This is a genomic window from Shinella agrisoli (genome assembly GCF_046557955.1).
In the GTDB taxonomy this organism is placed as follows: Bacteria; Pseudomonadota; Alphaproteobacteria; order Rhizobiales; family Rhizobiaceae; genus Shinella.
Window position 1 is genome coordinate 82,948 of record NZ_JBJIEP010000009.1, and the last position, 20,692, is coordinate 103,639.

General features: G+C 66.3%; 16 protein-coding genes. 9 read left to right on the forward strand and 7 right to left on the reverse strand.

All coding sequences use genetic code 11. The features are described 5' to 3' along the window. Position 1: 1 nt before the first annotated feature. Positions 2–1,045, reverse strand: a complete 1,044-nt coding sequence (locus tag ACIIOY_RS11670) for a FecCD family ABC transporter permease (RefSeq protein WP_411034839.1) — start codon at positions 1,043–1,045, stop codon at positions 2–4. Then, positions 1,042–2,040: an iron-siderophore ABC transporter substrate-binding protein gene (locus ACIIOY_RS11675; RefSeq protein WP_411034840.1), complete on the reverse strand. Its 999-nt coding sequence runs from the start codon at positions 2,038–2,040 to the stop codon at positions 1,042–1,044. Before ACIIOY_RS11675 ends, ACIIOY_RS11670 begins: the two co-directional genes overlap by 4 nt. A gap of 315 nt (positions 2,041–2,355) precedes the next feature. Between ACIIOY_RS11675 and ACIIOY_RS11680 the strand changes: the two genes are divergently transcribed. Further along, a complete protein-coding gene (locus tag ACIIOY_RS11680) occupies positions 2,356–4,488 on the forward strand; it encodes a TonB-dependent siderophore receptor (protein ID WP_411034841.1) in 2,133 nt (710 codons plus the stop codon). Between the two features lie 43 nt (positions 4,489–4,531). Here the strand turns inward: ACIIOY_RS11680 and ACIIOY_RS11685 are convergent, their stop codons facing one another. The 3 genes from ACIIOY_RS11685 to yghU form a co-directional block, all read right to left on the reverse strand. Beyond that, positions 4,532–5,425, reverse strand: coding sequence for a helix-turn-helix domain-containing protein (locus tag ACIIOY_RS11685; protein ID WP_411034842.1), 894 nt, complete (start codon positions 5,423–5,425; stop codon positions 4,532–4,534). A gap of 218 nt (positions 5,426–5,643) precedes the next feature. Further along, a complete protein-coding gene (locus tag ACIIOY_RS11690; protein ID WP_411034843.1) occupies positions 5,644–6,021 on the reverse strand; it encodes a hypothetical protein in 378 nt (125 codons plus the stop codon). A 9-nt stretch (positions 6,022–6,030) separates the two neighbouring features. Beyond that, positions 6,031–6,945 (reverse strand): glutathione-dependent disulfide-bond oxidoreductase, encoded by a 915-nt coding sequence (gene yghU / locus ACIIOY_RS11695; RefSeq protein ID WP_411034844.1) that lies wholly within the window; start codon positions 6,943–6,945, stop codon positions 6,031–6,033. 329 nt (positions 6,946–7,274) lie between these two features. Here yghU and ACIIOY_RS11700 point away from each other — a divergent pair, with 329 nt between their 5' ends. Continuing rightward, the gene (locus ACIIOY_RS11700; RefSeq protein ID WP_411034845.1) at positions 7,275–11,102 is read left to right on the forward strand and encodes an AAA domain-containing protein; all 3,828 of its coding nucleotides are present in this window, start codon (positions 7,275–7,277) and stop codon (positions 11,100–11,102) included. Positions 11,103–11,171: 69 nt separating this feature from the next. On the opposite strand, the gene ACIIOY_RS11705 is transcribed toward ACIIOY_RS11700, so the two are convergent. Both ACIIOY_RS11705 and ACIIOY_RS11710 read right to left on the reverse strand, forming a co-directional pair. Beyond that, positions 11,172–12,047 (reverse strand): LysR family transcriptional regulator, encoded by an 876-nt coding sequence (locus tag ACIIOY_RS11705; protein WP_411034846.1) that lies wholly within the window; start codon positions 12,045–12,047, stop codon positions 11,172–11,174. 11 nt (positions 12,048–12,058) lie between these two features. Next, positions 12,059–13,525: an SLC13 family permease gene (locus ACIIOY_RS11710; protein ID WP_502226619.1), complete on the reverse strand. Its 1,467-nt coding sequence runs from the start codon at positions 13,523–13,525 to the stop codon at positions 12,059–12,061. 547 nt (positions 13,526–14,072) lie between these two features. On the opposite strand from ACIIOY_RS11710, the gene ACIIOY_RS26810 reads away from it, so the two are divergent. From ACIIOY_RS26810 to ACIIOY_RS11745, 7 genes are all read left to right on the forward strand, one after another. Continuing rightward, positions 14,073–15,170 (forward strand): metal-dependent hydrolase family protein, encoded by a 1,098-nt coding sequence (locus ACIIOY_RS26810; protein ID WP_502226620.1) that lies wholly within the window; start codon positions 14,073–14,075, stop codon positions 15,168–15,170. Between the two features lie 13 nt (positions 15,171–15,183). Then, positions 15,184–16,002: a porin family protein gene (locus tag ACIIOY_RS11720; RefSeq protein ID WP_411034849.1), complete on the forward strand. Its 819-nt coding sequence runs from the start codon at positions 15,184–15,186 to the stop codon at positions 16,000–16,002. Positions 16,003–16,156: 154 nt separating this feature from the next. Continuing rightward, the gene (locus ACIIOY_RS11725) at positions 16,157–17,059 is read left to right on the forward strand and encodes a DnaJ C-terminal domain-containing protein (protein WP_411034850.1); all 903 of its coding nucleotides are present in this window, start codon (positions 16,157–16,159) and stop codon (positions 17,057–17,059) included. Between the two features lie 2 nt (positions 17,060–17,061). Beyond that, positions 17,062–17,340 carry a chaperone modulator CbpM gene (locus ACIIOY_RS11730; protein WP_411034851.1) on the forward strand — a complete coding sequence of 93 codons (279 nt, stop codon included), beginning with the start codon at positions 17,062–17,064 and terminating at the stop codon, positions 17,338–17,340. A gap of 118 nt (positions 17,341–17,458) precedes the next feature. Further along, positions 17,459–18,514, forward strand: a complete 1,056-nt coding sequence (locus ACIIOY_RS11735) for a Dyp-type peroxidase (protein ID WP_411034852.1) — start codon at positions 17,459–17,461, stop codon at positions 18,512–18,514. Next, positions 18,507–19,343 carry a family 1 encapsulin nanocompartment shell protein gene (locus ACIIOY_RS11740; protein ID WP_411034853.1) on the forward strand — a complete coding sequence of 279 codons (837 nt, stop codon included), beginning with the start codon at positions 18,507–18,509 and terminating at the stop codon, positions 19,341–19,343. Before ACIIOY_RS11735 ends, ACIIOY_RS11740 begins: the two co-directional genes overlap by 8 nt. After that, a complete protein-coding gene (locus ACIIOY_RS11745; protein WP_411034854.1) occupies positions 19,336–20,664 on the forward strand; it encodes an NAD(P)/FAD-dependent oxidoreductase in 1,329 nt (442 codons plus the stop codon). Before ACIIOY_RS11740 ends, ACIIOY_RS11745 begins: the two co-directional genes overlap by 8 nt. The last annotated feature ends 28 nt before the right edge of the window (positions 20,665–20,692 follow it).

A 20,692-nucleotide genomic window follows, 5' to 3' on the forward strand; every position in this document is an offset into this window, starting at 1 on the left:
GTCACAGGTCCCGCACCCGCTGGCGGCGGACGATCCAGATGAAGAATGGCGCGCCGACGAAGGCCGTCACGATGCCGACGTCGAGTTCGGCCGGGCGGGCCACGATGCGCCCGACGATGTCGGCGGCAAGAAGCAGGCAGGCGCCGCCGAGGGCGGAGAAGGGCAGCAGCCAGCGATGGTCGCCGCCGACCAGCAGGCGGCACAGATGCGGCACGACGAGGCCCAGGAAGGCGATCGGCCCGCAGACCGCGGTCGTCGCCCCGCAGAGGAGGATCGCGCCGAACGCCGCGACGGCGCGCGTGACGGCGACGTGCTCGCCGAGGCCCGCGGCCATCTCGTCGCCAAGGGCAAGGGCGTTCAATTTGCGTGCGGAAAGCAGGCTGACGACGAAGCCCGCGGCGAGGAAGGGCAGCACGGGGTAGATGCGCTCCAGCGTCGCCCCGCCGATGCCGCCGATCTGCCAGGCCCGGATGCCGCCGGCAATGTCGTTCCGCGGCAGCACGACCGCGATGACCAGCGAGGAAAAGGCGACCGACGTGGCGGCTCCGGCAAGGGCGAGCTTCAGCGGCGTTGCCCCGCCGCGTCCGAGGGAGCCGATGACATAGACGCAGACCGCCGCCGCGCCGGCGCCGAGGATGGCGGTGAAGATATAGGCATAGGCGGAGGCGATGTCGAACCAGGCGACGCCAATCACCACCGCGAGCGACGCGCCCATGTTGACGCCGAGGATGCCGGGATCGGCAAGCGGATTGCGCGTCACGCCCTGCATGATCGCCCCGGCGAGACCGAGCGCCGCGCCCGCCAGCAGGCCGAGCAGCGTGCGCGGCATGCGCATGGCGACGGCGGCCTGGCCGATCGTCTCGACCTGCCCGCCAAGCGCGGCGGCGATGTCCGCGAAGCCGACGTCCCGCGTGCCGATCGCCACCGAGAGCGCCGAGAACAGGAGGAGCGCCGCTGCGGTCAGCAGCAGCCAGAGCGCGCGCAGGCGGCGGGAGCGCCCGGCGGGCGCCGGCAGGCCGCGCGCCGTGGCGGTCTGCGTCGTCATTGCGACTTCCCGGCGGCCCGGGCGAGAAGCGCGACATAGTCCTTCAGCACCCACGAGATCGAAAGCGGCGTCGGATTGGCGGCGGTGCCGACCGGGTTGCGCTCGAGCATGACGAGGGCGTCCTTGCCGACGGCGGGCATGCGAGACAGGAGCAGGTCGCCTTTCACGGCGTCGAGAAGCGGCATGCTGCCGTAGGTCACGACGATGTCGACATCGTCGAAGGCATCGACCCGTTCGGCGCTGACGCTCGCGGCGAACTGCCCCGGCTTCGTCGCCTCCAGCACGCTTTTCGGAGAGACGAGTCCGAGGTCGGCGAAGAATTTCACCCGGGTGTCGTTGGCGGTGTAGAAGTTGACGGTGCTGAGGTCGGTCACGTCGAGATGGGTGACGAAGATCGCCGACTTGCCCTTGAGGACGGGATAACCCGCGACCGTTTCGGCGATCTCCTTCTCGATGCGCTCGATCAGCGCGTCGCCCTCGGCCGCCATGCCCAGTCCCGCGCTGTTGAGGCGGATCATCTCGCGCCAGTCGGTCGCCCAGGCCGATTCCGGATAGGCGACGACCGGTGCGATCTGGCTCAAGGTATCGTAGTCGGATTGGCTCAGCCCGGAATAGGCGGCCAGGATGACGTCCGGCCGGGTGGCGGCGACCGCTTCGAAGTCGATGCCGTCGCCCTCGTCGAAGAGCACCGGCTTTTCGGCCCCGAGCGCCTTCAGCTTCTCGGCCACCCAGGGAAGCAGGCCGTCGCCGTCGTCGTCGCCGAAATTGGCCGCGGCGAACCCGACCGGCACGATGCCGAGCGCCAGCGGGACCTCGTGGTTGGCCCAAGCGACGGTTGCCACGCGTTCGGGCTTGCGGGCGATCGTCGTCGTGCCGAAGGCGTGCTTGATGACGATGGGATAGGAGGCATTGTCCGTGGCCCATGCGCCGCCCGATGCGATCATCCAGAGGCATGCGGCGACCAGTGTCAGAGCAAGGCGAAAAAGCCGCGGCATCGGCGAAACCCTCCATTGCGATTAAAGTGGAGTTTCCGTTTCAGGTTCATTGGGCGGCGTCAAGGCGCATGCCGGCATGCGTGCCGGGGAGCTGCGAAGTTTCCGCAGTTTCCTACAAAACAGCGGAAATCTACAATACTGGATAATTCATCTCAAGTTAATGAGGCGACGAGGGGACATCGTGCATCGCGACCGGCGGCCGGGCTGAGAGGGGCCTGGCGGCCCGGAGAGGCTTGATGTCCGGCCGGACTTTTCTGCGGGCGGGTCCTCCCGCCGGCAGCCGGCAGCAGCAACATCGGCTTCGGGAACGTGATTATGCACATGGAAAAGACAGGCAGCGACAACGGGCAATCCTTCATCCGCTACAGGAGCTTGCTCCTTCTGGGGTGCACGGCGCTCGTCGCCCTCACGCCGGCTGCCGCGCGCGCCCAGGAGGCGGGCGGGAACTCGACCACCGTTCTGGAGACGATCACCATCGACGGTGGAGACGCCGACGACGACGCGAGGACGATCGTGGCGAAGAAGACCACCGGCGTCGGCAAGATGCCGGCGGAGATTCTGGAAACGCCCGCCTCGGTCTCCGTCATCACGTCCAGGGAAATCCAGGAGCGCGGCGCGGCCAGCGTCGAGCAGGTGGTGCAATATACGGCGGGCGTGGTGACGGACTACTACGGCTCGGACGACCGCTACGACTATTTCAAGATCCGTGGCTTCACCCCCTTTACCTACCGCGATGGACTGGCCATCGGCCGAACCTGGAGCGGCATTCTCGAAGAGCCCTATGCCTTCGAGCGCGTCGAGGTGCTGAAGGGCGCCAACTCCACCGGCTTCGGGGTTTCCGATCCCGGCGGCTCGGTGAACTATGTGAGCAAGACTCCCAAAAGCGCGCGCTTTGGCGAGGTCTATGCCACCGGGGGATCGTTCGCGCACAAGGAGGCGGGGTTCGATTTCGGTGACAACATCACGGCGGACGACACGCTCTCGTATCGCTTGACCGGCAAGTTCCAGCGGTCCGACGCCGAATACGACTATTCCCGGGATGACGAAAACTTCATCATGGGCGGCCTGACCTGGCGCCCCACCGACGCGACCAGCCTGACGTTCGTCTTCGACCATCTGAACCGGGACGGCACGCCCAGCGGCGGCGGTCATCCGATCGGCACGGATCTGGACAGGGACCGCTTCTTCGGCGAGCCGGACTTCAACTACGATACGACGAACAGGAACACCTACAGCATCCTGTTCGACCACGATTTCGGCAACGGCCTGACCTTCAATACCAATGCCCGCTACAGCAAGTCCGACACCGGATTCGGCTATGTCTATCTGTGGGATGCGTTGGGTGCCTTCGACACGACGGACACCAGGGCTGGCCGCTATTTCTTCGCCAACGACAAGTCCACCGAACAGTTCATCGTCGATGCGCACCTGCTCTACGAGGCGAGCTTCGACAAGGTGGAGAGCCGCACGCTCCTCGGGGCCGAGTACAACAAGTTCGAGTCGGAAAGCGAAATGTACTACAGTGCCGCCCCCGACATAGACTGGGTGAATCCGGTCTATTCAGGCAGGCCCGCCTCGCTTTTCCTGTATAACAGCACGCAAAACGACCAGAAGACGAAGGCGATCTATCTCCAGCAGGACCTGACCTTCTTCGACAGGCTGACCGCGAGCGTCGGGCTGCGCAACGACTGGCTCGATCTTTCGGAAACGAACCTGCTCGCGAACACCACCGCCACGGGCGACTACAAGGAGTTCACCAAGCGCCTGGGCCTGAGCTACAAGCTCACGAGCGAACTGGCCGCCTATGTCAGCTATGCCGAATCCGTCGCGCCGCCGAGCACGGGGAACGAGCCGACGACCGGCACGCAGTACGAAGCCGGGATCAAGTACAGTCCGGACGCTTTCCCGGCCCTGTTCACCGCCTCCGTCTATGACCTGGCGATGGAGAACATCACGACATACGAGGCTCCGGTCTACCTGCCGGCGACGATCGAAAAGATCAGGCATCGCGGCCTCGACCTCGAGGCCAAGGTGGAGTTGCCCCACAACATCAATCTGATCGCCGCATACAGCTACATCAAGTCCAGGATCGAAGAGCCGGGCAACGTTAACGGTTTCAACGGCAACGCCTTCGCACAGGTCCCCAAGCACCTGGCTTCCCTGTGGGGAACCTACACGCTGGAAGGCGACGGAAGGCGCGGCGACATGACCTTCGGCCTCGGTGCCCGCTACACGGGTTCCTATTACTTCGACAACGCGAACACCCGGAAGTCGGACAGCGCCATCGTCTTCGACGCCGCGTTCACCTACAAGCTCCAGGAGAACACGACGTTCCAGCTGAACGTCAGCAATCTCTTCGACGAGAAGCATATCGCCAACGACGACGGCGGGGCATACTACTACAATCCCGGCCGCGCGATCTACGCGACGCTGCGCCAGACCTGGTGAAGCCCTCCATCCCGTCCGGAGCCGTTCCGGGCGGGATATTCCATCAGCGCGGCTGGCGCATCCGCCGCCAGGCGGCGGGCGTTTCCCCGGCGACCTGCCGGAAGGCCTTCGTCAGGTGGGCCTGATCGGAAAACCCGATCTGCGCAGCGATGTCCGCGATGGTCAGGTCGCTTTCCATCAGCAGCTTCTGCGCAAGGCCGATGCGTTTCGCGAGCTGCCACTGGAGGGGCGTCTCGCCCGTGGTCTGCTTGAAGACATGGGCAAACCAGCTCTCGGAAAGGCCGACCGTCTCGGCCATCTCGGCGACGGTCAGCCGGCAATCGCTGCGCGCGTTGACGCGCGAGATCAGCTTGTTCATCTGCGCCTGGGTGAGCCGGCCGTTGGGGGTCTCGCCGCCGTGGTCGGGAATATCGAGCAGGCCGCTGACGATGCTGCCGACGAGGCTTTCCGCGTAGACCGCATGTTTCGTCGGCTTCGACACCTCGTCGACCAGGAGGCCGGCCAGCGTTTCGGTCGCCCCCACGTCCTGTATTTCCACCGGGCGGCGCAGGGCGGCCAGCGCGGCCGACGTCCCGACCGACGGCGACAGGAACCGCAGCAGCCGATCCTTGTGCAGGTGCAGGTCGAGGTGCGAGAAGCGGTGCGCGGACGTGAAGCTGGTCCACAAAGGCACGCCGGCAGGCACATAGATGGCTCGCGTCATGGGACGGGAATGCGCGCCTATCCCGCCTTCGCGGTTCGTCATCTGGATATGCGGCGATACGTCGTTGAAGAAGATCACGATGCGCGGATCGGGCGAAAGATAGTAACCCTTGGCCCCCGGCTGGCCTTCCGCATCCCAGTAGACGCCCACCAGGCCATCGAGGCTGCGCCATTTGACCGGCGCAAGCGCCTTGATGCCTTCCGTATAGCAGGTCATGGAATGCAGAAAGCTCACGGTGTAACGCCCATGTTTGATCGTGGTGCCAGCATGCCCTTTTGACCGGCACCGCGATGGATGCCTGTCATCGCCATGGAGTGTTTCCGATAGCGATCATTTCCAGCCGGGCAAAGCCCTTTCGGCAAATTTAAGATGACAAAAATTATCATCTTTTTTCGTCGAGGCAAGGTCCAATGCGAATCCTGCTTTCCACACCGTCAGGCCGGTGCCCGCCGCTATACCTCGAACACGTCCTCGAAGGATTCCGGGAAGCTCTGGCGGGCGACCCTTTCGTCGATGACGAGCAGGGCCTCGTAGGATGCCGGGTCGAAGTCCTTTTCCGCCGGCACGACCTCGCGGCCGAAGAGCAGGCTGAGGCGGGCGGCATCGAGGTTGCCGCGCTCGAAGGGCTCGGCCCCGAAATGGTGCCAGAGCGCGTGCAGGAAGGCGGCGTCGATGCGGTGCTCCGCGGTGCCGGGACGCGCCCGGCGGGGCAGCGCCTTTATCGGCGTCACCCCGCGCGGATTGGCGCGGCGGATGGTGAACTGGACGCCGGTGCCCGGCATGCCGGACGGGAAGCCCCGGTGCTTGGTCATGTCGGGCAGGTTGGCCATCGAATGCTCCTATGCCGCCGTGGTCGGGCCGATCTTGTCCTGCGTCTTCGTCTCGAAGTCGGAGGCGTCGTGGCGCTCGTGCAGCTGCTCGGACGGTTCGCCGCTCAGCCGGTTGACCATGCGGCCGCGCCTGACCGCGGGCCGGCCGGCGATCTCGGCCGTCCAGCGCTGGACGTTCCGGTAGCTCTCGACCTCGAGGAAGGTGCCGGCATCGCCATACTGCTTGTTCTGGGCAAGGCTGCCGTACCAGGGCCAGATCGCCATATCGGCGATCGTATATTCGGAGCCGGCCATGAAGCGGTTGTCCGCCAGGTGGCGGTCCAACACGTCGAGCTGGCGCTTCACCTCCATGGCATAGCGATCGATGGCGTATTTGATGTGCACCGGCGCATAGGCATAGAAATGGCCGAAGCCGCCGCCGAGGAAGGGCGCGGAGCCCATCTGCCAGAACAGCCAGTTGAAGGTCTCGGTGCGGGCGCGCAGCTCGCCCGGCAGGAACGCACCGAACTTTTCCGCAAGATAGAGCAGGATGGACGCGGATTCGAAGACGCGGACCGGCGCGCCGCCGCCCTTGGGCGCATGGTCCATGAGCGCCGGGATCTTCGAGTTCGGATTCACCTCGACGAAGCCGGAACCGAACTGGTCCCCGTCGCCGATGCGGATCGGCCAGGCATCGTACTCGGCGCCGGAATGGCCGGCGGCCAGAAGCTCCTCCAGCATGATCGTCACCTTCACGCCGTTGGGCGTTGCAAGCGAGTAGAGCTGCAGCGGATGCTTGCCGACCGGCAGTTCCTTGTCGTGGGTCGGGCCGGCGATAGGGCGATTGATATTGGCGAACGCGCCGCCGTTGCCTTTGTCCCAGGTCCAGACCTTCGGGACTTCGTAGCCGGCGGGAAAATTGTCGGCAGGGGATTTCTCGGTCATGAAACAAGTCCTTGTCGTCGAAAGAGCATATGCGATTTCCAGGCGCGCCGTCACCGGAGGAAGGGCGGAGGCCGTCTGCTTCGCGCAGTTCTATACCGTCCTCGTGCCGCCTGCCAGAACCCGCCGGCCTTCGCCGGGCAGCCGCAAGGCCGATGGCGGCTTGCCCGGTTGATTCATCCGCATCGCATGCATAAAGTCCCGGACACGTCACGGGCGCGCTCCTGCGGTCTTGCTAACTGCGAGGTTGCAGCGCGCCCGCGATACCGGCGGCGGCATCCCTGGTGCCTACGCGGATGCTGCCCCGAGGGTACCGGGGCCAGAGGTAGGCAATGAACGAGGTCATTTCGACGGAAGCGTGCTTGCGTTACTGGCGCAATATGCTGGCCGACGAGGACATGGTGGGACTGCCCAGTGCCGAAAGCCCCGTGCGCACCAGTGCCGCAGCCATCGCGCAGGGCAAGCTCGATCCGCAATCCACGAGAAGCCTGCAGGCCGCCTGGTCCTCCCACCTGAAGCAGGTTTCCAGCGACAGGATGGCGACGGACGAAAGCGAGTTCGAGGCGACCTCGGTGCCGGTCCTGATCTTCGACAAGGGGCTGTCCAGGCGCCACGAGCACGGCGTCGCGTCCGGCGCGAGGCCTTCTTCCCAGAAGGCCTACTACACGTTCCACATCCCCGCCCACCTGAGCCCTGACGGCTCCCTTTCCTTCATGCCCGCAAGCCTGCCTTGGATCGGCAGGGATTTCCTGCTGCCCAACGAGGACGGGGATGACGACGTGCCCATCGTCGGGGACATCGCCGTCCTCGACGGCTGGCTCGACCGGCACCCGCTCGAAGCCGCTCCATGGCCGGAAGTGATGCGCTGGTGCGCGGAACTGTGGACGCATGTGACCGGGAACCAGACACCGAGCGGTTTCGTCGCGCTGGAGGACGTGCGGATCGACATCGCCAGGAAGACCAAGAATGCCGGGCGCAACCTGATCCGCCTCTACGATGCGCTGCTGGCCGAGAGCCGGATGCCCGACCTGCTGCAGCGGATGTGCACCGGCTGGCGCGACGCCGTGGTCGCCGGCGACGCGTTGCGGCGCGCGCAGCTTGCGGCGCCTCGCGGAACCATGAGCCCGGCCTATGGCCTTGCGGACAGCCAGGCCGACGCCATCGCCGCCTTCTCGAAGCTTGCCCGCGGCGAGGTGCTCGCCGTCAACGGGCCGCCCGGCACGGGCAAGACCACGCTCCTGCAGAGCATCATCGCGACGGAGGTGGTCGGCCGTGCCCTGGAGGGCGGCGATCCGGCCGTGATCGTCGGAACGTCGACGAACAATCTGGCCGTCTTGAACATCAACCGCAGCCTCAACGAGATATTGCAGGAAAACGCCGCCGGAACACCTCATTCCTGGGCCAGACGATGGGTTCCGGAGGCTGAGACCTACGGCCTTTACCTTCCGTCGAGCGAGGATCAGGCGAAGGAGGCCGCCGAGAAGGGATTCGCGTCCGCCCTGTTCAGGAACCGGGCCTATTCCGGCTTCACGGAACGGGAGAAGGATCCGGATTATGTCGACCGCGCCCGCGCGCGCTGGCTGGCGTCGTACGAGGCGACCTTCGGCGAAGCGCCGGAGACCTTGCAGGCGGGGCTGGAGAGGCTGCGCGCCGATCTCGCCGGCATTTCCCGCCACCTTGAGACGATACAGGCTTCCTTCATCCGCGCTGCCGAAATCGAGGCGTGGTGGAGCGGCAATGCCGGCGGCAGCGATGCGCAGGCCGTGGGCACGGCCATCGCGGCGGGGGAGCATGCCCGCACGATGGCCGATGCCGAGGCCTTGGAGGCGCAGGCCGCTCATGACGGGGTGCTTGAAACCGTCCGGGAAGAGCAGCGTCGAAACGAGGAGACCGTTTCGGCATGCCAGTCCTTGCTGAGGACGCTTGCCGCCACGAAGGCAGGGATGGCGGCGGCGACCGCTCCGCATGGGGTGATCGAATTTCTCGCCGGCTTCATCCCGCCCCTCGCGGATTTCGCGGCTCGCCGGCGGTTCGCCCGGCTTTGCGCGATCGTGGCGCGGCATCCGGACCTTGCCGACCTGTTCGCGCGGGAAATCCGCAGCAACGCCCCGACCGGCTGGCTGGAGCGGGCCGACAGCCTGTTGCGCGACGCCGACGACGAACTGGCGCGGTTGACCGGAGAGAAGGCCGGCGCCGAAGCGCAACGGGCGGCGCAGGTGCAGCGGACCGAAGCCGAATTGCGGAAGGCGCTGGCGCGCCAGCAGGATGCCTCGCGGTATCTCGAGGCGATGAGATCGAAAGCGGAAGAGCTTTCGGCATCGCGGGCGCAGCTTCGGTCGATCCTGGACGCCTTGAAGGGCGATGCCGTCGCGGCTTTCCGCCTCAAGCCCTCGTCGCTTCCCGACCTGCCTGCCGAATCCCTGCCCGTCTTGAGCCTCGATCAGGTTCTGGACATGACCTGGCGTCATAAGGCTTTCGAGCTGGCGATGCGCTACTGGGAGGGTCGATGGATCCTGGAAGCCGAAGGCATCCGCGACGGGGAGGTCAACACGAAGAGGGGGCGCAACGGCGTGGAGGCACAGTTCAGGCGCTGGTGCATGCTCACCCCCTGCCTGGTCATGACGCTGCATTCCCTGCCCAAGCATTTCCGCTATACGGTGAAGGCGAAGAACGATTGGCTTTCGAACTTCATGTTCGAATTCATCGACCTTCTCATCATGGACGAGTCGGGGCAGGTCGGCCCGCATATCGGCGCGGCCAGCTTTTCGCTGGCCAAGCGCGCGGTGGTGGTCGGCGATATCTACCAGATCGAGCCGATCGCCACCGTTTCGCGAAGCGCCGACTTCGCCAATGCGAAACGCTACGGTCTGGAGAGCTTCTGGCGCGATGGGGAGCCGGCGGCGCCGCACATCGTCAGCAAGCCGCGGGCGGGCGGGCCGCAAGGCAGCGTCATGCGCCTTGCCCAGCACGCCACGAGCGCGTGCTCCCAGGATACGGAAGACGAACGGGGCATTTTCCTCAGCGAGCACCGCCGGTGCCGTGCGCAGGTGATCGCGTATTGCAACCGCCTCGTCTACAAGGGGCGCTTGCAGGCCCTGAGCCCGCCGCGGCCCAAGGAGCCGCCGCTTCCGCCGCTGGCCTGGGCGCATGTGCGCGGCCTTGCCAGGAAGCACGGCGGCAGCAACAGCAACGAGCGGGAAGCCGCGGCCATCGTCGACTGGCTCGCTTCCAACGCACAGGGATGGCGCGACCATTATGGAAAGAGCCTCAAGGACATCGTCGCCGTCATCACGCCCTTTCGCCCGCAGGCCAACCTGATCAGGAAAGGCCTTGCGAAAGCCGGAAGCGATTTCGGCGCCCTTACCGTCGGAACGGTCCACAGCCTGCAAGGTGCCGAGAAGCCCATCGTCGTGTTCTCGCCGACCTATGACGCCGACACGTTGACGGGCAGCATGTTCTTCGACCTCAACCCCAACATGATGAACGTCGCCGTCTCCCGCGCCAAGGATTCCTTCGTGGTCATCGGCGACATGCGCCTTTTCCGGCGGAAGGACCGGACGCCCTCGTCCCTGCTGGGAACGATGCTGTTTGCCGACGAGGCCAACGAGCTTCCGGACGTGGAGGGCAACTACCGCTTCACCAACGAACTGCTCGCGCGGGCCGAACGCATATCGAGCCTCGACCGCCACCGGGAAGTCCTGCGGCAATCGCTGACGAATGCCGCAACGGGGCAGACCATCCTGATCGCCTCGCCATGGATCTCGCTGAAGGCGGTGGAGACCGACAGGCTGCCCGACCTTGTGCAGCGCGCCGTGCAGCAGGGAGGCCGGGTCATGGTGGTGGTCGACGGCGAGCTTGCGTTCAAGACGCCCGCGCACCGGGCAGGTGAAGCGCTGGAACGCGTGGCTGCCGCCGGCGCCAGCGTCTTTCTCGCCTCCAGCATGCACAACAAGACGCTGATCGTCGGCCGGTCGGAAATCGTGGAAGGTTCGTTCAACTGGCTGTCGGCGAACCGGCAGCCGAACGACGCCTATATCCGCCATGAGACGTCCTGGCGGATCCGAGGAGACGGGATCGGGCCTGTTATCGAAGCGGCGCTCAAGGAGTTCGCCGCGCTCGGCGTCCGTGGCGACGCGCAGGCCCCCCGGCCGCTGCCGTGACGGAACCGGTCTTCCTCGCAACGCGGCCCGATCCTGTGTCCCGGGCGGGCGCCGGTCCATCGGGCGCCCTCACGTCGCGGCCAGAATAGACTTCGCGACCGTTATCAGCGGGTCGCTTTCACGCGCGGCCAGGTTGGCGAACAGCACGCGCACGCCGTCGTGCGCCTTGTAGATGAGGTCCACCTCGCGGTTTTCTCGCGCGGTCGCGGCGGTGTCGGCGTGCAGCAGTCCCAGGCCGACACCGCCGGCGATGAGCGTCCGGGTGACGCTTTCGCGGTCTATGCCGATCGTGCGTTTGGGCCGGAACTGATAGCGCAGGAAAAGGCTTTCGGCGGCGGTCCGGCAGCACGACGGACCGCAGGTCGGATAAATCCAGGGCATCTCGCCGAGCGCCTGCCAATCGACCGGCTGTGAAATATCGACCGTTCCTGCGGGAGCGGCCAGGAAAATGGCAAAGCGCGCCACCTCCAGCGTGGCGAGATCGGGGCCGGGCTCGCCGGGCTCGTTGTAGAAGCCGACATCCAGGTCGCCGCTGCGTATGCCGTTCAGGACATCGAGAGAGCTGCCGTGCTTGAGCGCGATCTCGACCTCCGGGCACCGCTCGGAAAGCCCCGTCATGAGCCGGCCAAGCGGTTCGGAGTTGGAGTTGCTTCCGCCGCCGATCCTGAGCCTCCCCGTCAGGCTGCCCCTGATGCGGGCGGCTTCGCTGAGGAGGGCATGGTGGGCGCCCAGCGTCTCTTCCGCCTTGGCAAGCAGCCGTTGCCCGTCCCGCGTCAGGACCATGCCGCGGGCGGTCCGTTCGAAGAGGGTGATGCCGAAGGTCTCCTCGATCGCCTTGATATGCGCGCTCACCGCGGGCTGGCTGAGGTAGAGACGCTCCGAGGCGCGGGTGATGCTTCCCTCCCGGGCGACCGCCACGAATGTTCTGAGTTGGTGGATCTCCATTTTCTCTCCGTCTAGACGAGGCCCAGCACGGACCACCAGAGCAGATCCAGCGGCGTCAGCACGACCGCCGTTATCACGAACAGGCGGATGCAGAGCCCGGTGACGGCCTTCGCCGGCAGGGCGGCGAGCTGGATCGCCGTGACCAGCGGCGGCGCCTGATACGGCAACACTATGTTGGAAAAGGCAAGGACCTGTGTCATCAGGACCGTCGCAAGGGGAAGGCCCGTGCTGGCGGCAAGCGCGTCGGCGCCCGGCGTCATCACGGTCGGAACGCCGGGCAGGTTGGTCGCAACGCCCACCAAACCGGACATCGCCGTCAAGGCGAGGATGCTGCGGATCGGGCGATCCGCGGAGAGGCTGACCGTTTCGCCGATGATCCCGACGAGCGCCGCGCCAAGCCCCGTCGCCGCGATTACGCTTCCCAATCCAAGGATGCCGGCGACGAAGAACAGGGGCGCGTGATTGACGTCCTTGTTGAGGCAATCGGCCGATGTCAGGGCAAAGCCCGGCCAGAGGCAGTAGAGGGCGAAGGCCAGTCCGACCCAGCCGGGCGAGACATGGTGCAGGCCGTCCGTCAGCCAGAATGCGAGGCATGCCGCAAGAACGGCGAGCAGGTGCCATTCCCGGCCCGTCATCGGCCCGTCCCGCGGTGCGATCGGGCCGGCCGCGGGATCGTGGTCCGGAAACATGCGCAGGATGAGCAGCGTCAGGACCGCCGCCTTGGCTGCCCCGAGCACCGGGAAGTGCAGGACGAGATAGTCCCAGTAGCTTATGTGCAGGCCGTACAGGCTTTCCGCGCTGCCGGCGAGGATCATGTTGGGGGTGTTCGCCGGCAATATGGCATAGGCCGGAAGGCATGTCGCGAAGGCGGCTGCCATGAGGAACGCCGTCCGGCCGTTCGACCCCTTGCCGTAGCCCATGTGGTCGGCGAGCGACGTCACGATCGGGACGAGCAGGGCGATACGTCCCATGGAAGAGGGCATGACGAAGGCGAGCGCCACGCTGAAGGCGACGATGCCGGCGAGCACGGTGCCGTAGCGGCGCCCCAGGAACCCGGCAAGCACGGCCGCGCATCTCCGGCCGAGGCCCGTATGGCGGATCGCGCTTCCCATGACCATCCCCGACAGCAGCAGCCACAGGGTCGACGAGTGGAAGCCTGAAAGCACGACCTCGGCAGGCGCGACCTGCAGGATGATCGCGACGGCGAAAAAGGCCATCGCCGGCCAATATTCAGGCACGGCGCCGGTCGACCACAGGCTGATGCACATGGCCGCGAGCGTCGCCGCCGCTGCCATCTGCGCCGGCAGGAAACAGGCTGCAAGGGTTCCGGCAACCGCCGTCAGCGCAAGGCACAGGAAAACATCCTTCGTCCGCAGAGGGGGCCGCTCCGCTTGCGCCGCTTTCGATGGGGCGTTCTTTTCCGGCCGGTCTTGCGCCTTGGAGGGGGACAGGGGGGCTGTGCGGTTTCTGTCGGTCATGAAGCCGACATTGGCGTGCCGCCGCCCAGCATTCCAATCGTTTCTTCGGAGGGCTTTCCTCCGCCGTGCCGAGGGGCGGCACGGCCTGGCGCCGGCTGAGAATCCGGCCACGTCTTCCGTTCAATTCGCGGATTGCTTTTTGTGCATCCTGCATGAGACAATCTACGGGCGAGGAAGGGGGTGTGCCTTGTTGTTTCGTCTTGGCCGGAAGTATCGGCATCTGACCCACGGTGGGACCTGCGCTTGCCACAGCCCGCAAGCCCAGCAGCTGTTCTCCCGGATCGACAAGGGGCTGTCCCGTCGGTCGGTGTTGAAGGGGATCGCGGCGAGCCTTGCCGTTTCCGGCCTCGGCGGCGTCAGCCCTGCATTCGCGCAGGCCCCTGCGAAGCCGATCCTGCTCAGGAACGTCAATATCTTCGATGGAGCGAACGGCAGGCTTGTCGAAGGGCAGGGCGTGCTGGTCGAAGGTAGGCTTATCAAGGCTCTGGTCGCTTCCGCAGATACGGTCGCCGACGCGGACGTCATCGATTGCGGCGGGCGGACGCTCATGCCCGGCATGATCGACGCGCATTGGCATTCGATCCTCGCCGGTATCTCGCAGATGGCGGCCATGACCGCCGATATCCCCTATGTCCATCTGGTCGCGGCCCAGGAGGCCGAGCGCACGGTGCTGCGCGGCTTCACCACCGTGCGCGACGTCGGCGGCCCGGCCTTCGCATTGAAGCGCGCCATCGACGAGGGGCGCATTGCAGGCCCGCGCATCTATCCGTCCGGCGCGATGATCTCGCAAACCTCGGGGCATGGCGATTTCCGCATGCGCACGTCCCTGCCGCGCACGTCCCAGACGGGTCTCGACATAACCGAGACGGCGGGCATTGCCGCGATCGCCGACGGCGAGGCCGAGGTGCTGCGCCGGGTGCGCGAGCAGCTCATGCTCGGCGCGAGCCAGATCAAGATCATGGGCGGCGGCGGCGTTTCGTCCGCTTATGATCCGATAGATGTGCTGCAATATTCGGAAACCGAGATGAAGGCGGCGGTCTCCGCGGCATCGGACTGGGGAACTTATGTCTGCATCCATGCCTATACCTCGGCAGCCGTTCAGCGCGCGCTGAAGTGCGGTGTCAAATCGATCGAGCATGGCCAGCTTGTCGACGAGGAAACCGCTAAACGCATCGCGGATTCAGGTGCCTGGTGGAGCCTCCAGCCGTTTCTAAACGACGAGGACGCCAATGAGAAGCCTACGCCGGAGGGGCGCGCAAAACAGCAGCAGGTTGCCCAAGGTACCGTCAATGCCGTGGAATGGAGCCGCAAGTACAACGTCAAGGTGGCGCTCGGGACCGACATATTGTTCAGCCCGGCGGGCACCACGACGCAGGGCAAGCAGCTTGCCAAGTTCGCGCGGTGGTACGACAATGCCGACGTGCTGCGGCTTCTGACCAGCGGCAATGCGGAGCTTGCCGGCCTTTCCGGCGCCCGCAACCCCTATCCGGGAAAGCTCGGGCGTATCGAGGCCGGCGCTTATGCGGACATTCTCGTGATCGACGGCAATCCGCTGGAAGACATATCGCTGATCGCCGATCCGGAGCGGACGATGAAGCTCATCATGAAGGATGGGCGCATTCACAAGAACACGCTTTCAGCTTGAAGGGGACGGTCTCTTGAACAGATACGCTGTTATCCTTGCGCTCGCTGCCGCATGCGGCGCCCAGGCCGTTCGCGCCGCCGACCTTGCGGCCGGGCAGGCGGAGGAGCCGGTTCCGGTCGTGGACGAAAGCCCGGCCTGGGCATTGCAGATCACGCCCTATATGTGGGCCGCCGGCCTGAAGGGGGACATCTCGCCGTTCAGGCGCGGCCCGACGATCGGTATCGAGAAGCCGTTTTCCGACGTCATGGACGATCTCAATTTCGGCGGGTTCGTGAATGTCTGGGCGCGCCATGACCGGTTCGTCTTTTCGGGCGACATGATGTATGTGGACACGACGGACAGCCGTGCGTTCGGCCCCTTGCCCGCCCTGATCCCCCTGCCGCCGGGCACCGTCGTCGAGGGAAGCGTCGATACCAAGCAGTTCATGGCGACCCTGCAGGGCGGCTACCGCGTGATCGACACACAGGATTTCACGCTGGATGCCCTGGCGGGCGCGCGCTTCTGGCACATTTCCAACGATGTGACGGTCAGCGCCCTCGGGATATCGCGCAGCTATGGCGAAAGCTTCGGCTGGGTGGACCCGGTGGTCGGCGTGCGGGCATTCCTCCCCATCACGGACAAATTGTCCGTGCAGGCCCAGGCCGACATCGGCGGCTTCGGTGCCGGCTCCGACCTCACCTGGTCGGCGCTCGCGACGGTCAACTACACCATCACCGACCGCTTTTCCGTTTCGGCAGGCTACAAGGTGCTCGATGTCGACTACGACCGTGGCGGCCATGTCTACGACACGCGCCTGAGCGGTCCGGTTCTGGGCGTGACGCTGCGCTTCTGACGGCCTTAAGTCGTATCGGCCTATCATCTGCATAATGTCGGTGCATGGCCACGGGCGGTCCGGAAAAACCGGCTGCGGGGTGACGCCACCTCGTTGCGGGATGGAGGTCGCGTCCTCATATATGAACCAAGTTCAATGATTTACGGAGCCCGTCGTGAAAAATCCCTATGAGGTTCTCGGCGTATCGTCCACGGCATCGCCGGGCGAGATACAGAGCGCCTATCGCAAGCTTGCCAAGAAACTGCACCCGGACCTCAACCCCGGCGACAAGTCGGCCGAAAGCAAGTTCAAGGAGGTCGCCGCCGCCTATGATCTTCTCGGCGACGCGGACAAGCGCAAGCGGTTCGACGCCGGCGAGATCGACGCGTCCGGCGCCGAACGGCCGCCGCGCCAGCAATTCTATCGGGACTATGCCGGGGCGGAAGCGGACCATCCCTATGCCGATGCCTCGGGCTTTGCCGACTTCATGGACAGCGACGACATCTTCGCCGATCTTTTGCGGCGAAGCCAGAAAGCGCGGGCGAACCGGCGCGGCCAGGACATGCACTACAGGCTGGCGATCACCTTTGCGGAATCGATCGCAGGCGCGAGCAAGCGCATCACCCTGCCGGACGGCGGCACGCTCGACGTGAAGATCCCGCCGGGGCTCGTCAGCGGCCAGACGCTTCGGCTCAAGGGCAAGGGGGCGCCCGGCGCAGGCACCGGCGGGGCGGGCGATGCACTCATCGAGGTCGAGGTTCTGCCCGATGCGCGCTTCACCCGCGATGGCGACGACATAACGATCGAGGTGCCCGTTTCGCTGAGCGAGGCCGTCCTCGGCGGGCGCATCCGCGTTCCGACGGCGACCGGCGCCGTGACCATGGTGGTGCCGAAAGGCGCCAACACGGGCACGACCCTGCGGCTGAAGGGCAAGGGCGCGCCGCGCCGCGGCGGCGGATTCGGCGACCAGTTCGTCAAGCTCAAGGTCGTGCTGCCGGGCGCGCCGGATCCCGAACTCGAGGCCTTCGTCTCCGGCTGGGACAAGGGCAAGGCATTCAACCCGCGCGAGGAGGCCTGACCATGACGATGAGCAAAGAGCAGTTCCTCGAATCCTCCGGCCTCAAGGTGCAGGTCCTGGAACTGTGGATCGAGCAGGAATGGCTGATACCGGAACGGACTCCGTCCGGTATCCGCTTCAAGGAGATCGACATAGCGCGCGCCCGGCTGATCCGTGAACTGCAGTCCGAAATCGGCGCGAACGACGCCGGTATCGATGTTATCCTCCACCTGATGGACCAGTTGCACGGCATGCGCCAGGCCTTCGCGCAGCTGCGCCGGGAAATGCGCGGATCGCCCTGACGGTGGCCCAACGGGTTTTCGATGGCGCGGCGGAGAAAGACTCGCTACCTTCCGGCATCGTGAAGGCGGCCGGGGACGGCGCTGCCTTCCGCGGAATGGATTGAGCGGTACGGATCGCATGGATGCAGTTTCGCCCCCCGTGGTTTCCCAGCCGGTCGCGACGCGGCTGACGCGCGCGGCCATCTTTCTGGTCCTGACGCTCAATCCCGGCCGCGAGTGCGAAAGGGCCGTGCGCGCGCTTTGCGCCGATCTTTCCGGCCTGTTGCGCGCGGTCGGCTTCCGTGATCTGGAAGGCGGGCTCTCCTGCGTCCTCGGCATCGGCTCGGATGCCTGGGACCGGCTCTTCGGCGCGCCGCGCCCGAAGGACCTGCACCCCTTCCGCGAGATCCGCGGCGTCCATCATGCGGTCTCGACGCCCGGCGACCTCCTGTTCCACATCCGCGCCACGCGCATGGACCTCTGCTTCGAGCTGGCGACGCACATCATGGCACGGCTGGAGGGCGCGGTCTCGACGGCCGATGAGGTGCACGGCTTCGGCTATTTCGACGACCGGGACCTCATCGGCTTCGTCGACGGGACGGAAAACCCGGCCGGCGACGAGGCCGTCGCCGCGACGATCATCGGCGAGGAGGACCCGGGCTTTGCCGGCGGCAGCTACGTGGTCGTGCAGAAATACCTGCACGACCTTGCAGCCTGGAACCGGCTGCCGGTTGGCGAGCAGGAGAAGATCATCGGCCGCCGGAAGCTGTCCGACATCGAGCTCGACGACGCGGAAAAGCCGAGCTATGCCCACAACGCGCTCACGAGCATCACCGAGAACGGCGAGGAACTGCAAATCCTGCGCGACAACATGCCCTTCGGCGACGTCGGCAAGGGGGAATTCGGCACCTATTTCATCGGCTATGCGCGCTCGCCGCGCCGTATCGAATTGATGCTGGACAACATGTTCATCGGCCAGCCGCCCGGCAACTACGACCGACTGCTGGACTTCAGCCGTGCCGTCACCGGTTCCCTGTTCTTCGTTCCCTCCGCCTCCTTCCTCGATGCGGTGTCGCCCGATGCCGGGCCGTCACCTGATACTCGGCTACCGGAGGAGGAGCAGGCGCCGCGTCAGCCGCGCCGCGACGGATCGCTCGGCATAGGCTCTCTCAGGAAAGGGGTTACCCATGAATAACCTGCACCGCGAACTCGCCCCCATTTCCGAGGCCGCCTGGGCGGAAATCGAGGCGGAGGCGACGCGCACGCTGAAGCGGCATCTCGCCGCCCGCCGCGTCGTTGACATGGTCGGCCCGTCGGGGCCCGGCCTTTCGGCCGTCGGCACCGGCCATGTCGCGCCGATTGAACCGCCCGCCGAGGGTGTGCAGTCGGTGAAGCGCGAGGTCAAGGCGCTGGTCGAGCTGCGCGTTCCCTTCCGGCTTTCGCGCAGCGCGATCGACGACGTGGAGCGCGGCGCGCTCGATTCCGACTGGTCGCCGGTCAAGGAAGCGATGCAGAAGATCGCCTTCGCCGAGGACCGCGCCGTGTTCGACGGCTATGCCGCCGCCGGCATCGAGGGCATCCGTGCGGCGGCGAGCAACCCCGCCGTGCCGCTGCCGGCCGGCGTGAAGCGGTATTCCGATGCCGTGGCGCGGGCGGTGGGCGAGCTCCGGCTTGCCGGCGTCGAGGGCCCCTATGCGCTGGTTCTCGGGGCGGACGCCTATATGGCGGCGAGCGGCGGCAGCGACGACGGTTATCCGGTCTTCCATCATCTCGAACGGGTGGTGGACGGCGGCATCGTCTGGGCGCCGGCCATCGAGGGTGGCCTGGTGCTGTCGCTGCGCGGCGGGGATTTCGAGCTGACCGTCGGGCAGGATTTCTCCATCGGCTACCTTTCCCATTCTGCCTCCGCGGTCGAACTTTACGTGCAGGAGAGCTTTACCTTCCGCACGCTGACGAGCGAAGCGGCCGTGGCGCTCTCGCCCGAACAGCCGGCTTCGAACGACAAGAGGAGAGAACATGGCTGAGAGCGGCGACCATCACATCGTCATCGTCGGTGCGGGCTTCGGCGGCCTCGAGGCTGCGCGCCATCTGGCGAAGGGACCGTACCGCATCACGGTGCTCGACCGGCGCAACCACCACCTGTTCCAGCCGTTGCTCTACCAGGCCGCGACGGCCTCGCTGGCCCTGTCGGAGATCGCCTGGCCGATCCGCTCCCTGCTGCGGCGCCACGAGAACGTCACGACCCTGCTCGGAACCGTCACCGGCGTGGATGCCGCCGGAAAGGCGGTTCTGCTGGAGGACGGGCGGACGGTCTCCTACGATACGCTGATCCTCGCCACCGGCGCGCGCCATGCCTATTTCGGCCATGACGAATGGGAGCCCCATGCGCCCGGCCTGAAGACGCTGGACGACGCGACGACGATCCGCCGCCGCATCCTCTCCGCCTTCGAGCGGGCGGAGTGGCAGACGGACCCGGACGAGCGCCGACGCCTCCTGACCTTCGCCATCATCGGTGCCGGCCCGACCGGCGTGGAGCTCGCCGGCACCATCGCCGAGCTCGCCCACGAGACGCTGCGGCGCGATTTCCGCAACATCGATACGCGCGAGGCCCGCGTGGTGCTCGTCGAGGCCGGCCCGCGCATCCTGGCGGGCTTCACCGAGGATCTGTCCGCCTATGCCGAGCGGGCGCTCGTCCGCCTCGGCGTCGAGGTGAGGACGGGCCATGCCGTGTCGCAATGCAGCGCGGCGGGGATCGAGCTCGGCGGCGAGCTTCTGCCGGCCGCGACGATCCTCTGGGCGGCGGGCGTCGCCGCCTCGCCGGCCGCCGAATGGCTGCGCGTGCCCGCCGACCGGGCCGGCCGGGTGCTCGTCGCGCCGGACCTCACCGTTCCCGGCTTCGCGGACATCTTCGCGATCGGCGATACCGCCCATGTGCCGGCCGGGGAGGGCAGGACGGTGCCCGGCATCGCACCGGCCGCAAAGCAGGAGGGGCGCTACGTGGCCGGCGTGATCGAGGCCCGCCACGGCGCACGGCCCGCCCCCGGCCCCTTCGTCTACCGCAACGACGGCAACCTCGCGACCATCGGCAAGCGCGCGGCCATCGTCGACCTCGGCTGGATCCGGCTGAAGGGGCGGCTTGCCTGGTGGACCTGGGGCATCGCCCATGTCTACTTCCTGATCGGCCTCCGCAACCGCCTCGCCGTCGCGCTCAGCTGGCTGTGGATCTACTCGACCGGCCAGCGCAGCGCCCGCCTGATCACGCAGGCCGAGGCAGCGGCATCCCGCGGGCACGTGGACGTCGAAGCAGAAACGGAAGGCAGCGGGGTCGCCGGGCGATCCCGCTGACCGTCCATGCCGGAACGGCAGGAGGAGA

Excerpts from the sequence above, each read along its gene's own strand:
- ACIIOY_RS11670 (WP_411034839.1), bottom strand. The coding sequence starts at position 1,045 with ATGACGACGCAGACCGCCACGGCGCGCGGCCTGCCGGCGCCCGCCGGG.
- ACIIOY_RS11675 (WP_411034840.1), bottom strand. The coding sequence starts at position 2,040 with ATGCCGCGGCTTTTTCGCCTTGCTCTGACACTGGTCGCCGCATGCCTC.
- ACIIOY_RS11680 (WP_411034841.1), top strand. The coding sequence starts at position 2,356 with ATGCACATGGAAAAGACAGGCAGCGACAACGGGCAATCCTTCATCCGC.
- ACIIOY_RS11690 (WP_411034843.1), bottom strand. The coding sequence starts at position 6,021 with ATGGCCAACCTGCCCGACATGACCAAGCACCGGGGCTTCCCGTCCGGC.
- yghU (WP_411034844.1), bottom strand. The coding sequence starts at position 6,945 with ATGACCGAGAAATCCCCTGCCGACAATTTTCCCGCCGGCTACGAAGTC.
- ACIIOY_RS11700 (WP_411034845.1), top strand. The coding sequence starts at position 7,275 with ATGAACGAGGTCATTTCGACGGAAGCGTGCTTGCGTTACTGGCGCAAT.
- ACIIOY_RS11705 (WP_411034846.1), bottom strand. The coding sequence starts at position 12,047 with ATGGAGATCCACCAACTCAGAACATTCGTGGCGGTCGCCCGGGAGGGA.
- ACIIOY_RS11710 (WP_502226619.1), bottom strand. The coding sequence starts at position 13,525 with ATGACCGACAGAAACCGCACAGCCCCCCTGTCCCCCTCCAAGGCGCAA.
- ACIIOY_RS26810 (WP_502226620.1), top strand. The coding sequence starts at position 14,073 with ATGCCCGGCATGATCGACGCGCATTGGCATTCGATCCTCGCCGGTATC.
- ACIIOY_RS11730 (WP_411034851.1), top strand. The coding sequence starts at position 17,062 with ATGACGATGAGCAAAGAGCAGTTCCTCGAATCCTCCGGCCTCAAGGTG.
- ACIIOY_RS11735 (WP_411034852.1), top strand. The coding sequence starts at position 17,459 with ATGGATGCAGTTTCGCCCCCCGTGGTTTCCCAGCCGGTCGCGACGCGG.
- ACIIOY_RS11740 (WP_411034853.1), top strand. The coding sequence starts at position 18,507 with ATGAATAACCTGCACCGCGAACTCGCCCCCATTTCCGAGGCCGCCTGG.
- ACIIOY_RS11745 (WP_411034854.1), top strand. The coding sequence starts at position 19,336 with ATGGCTGAGAGCGGCGACCATCACATCGTCATCGTCGGTGCGGGCTTC.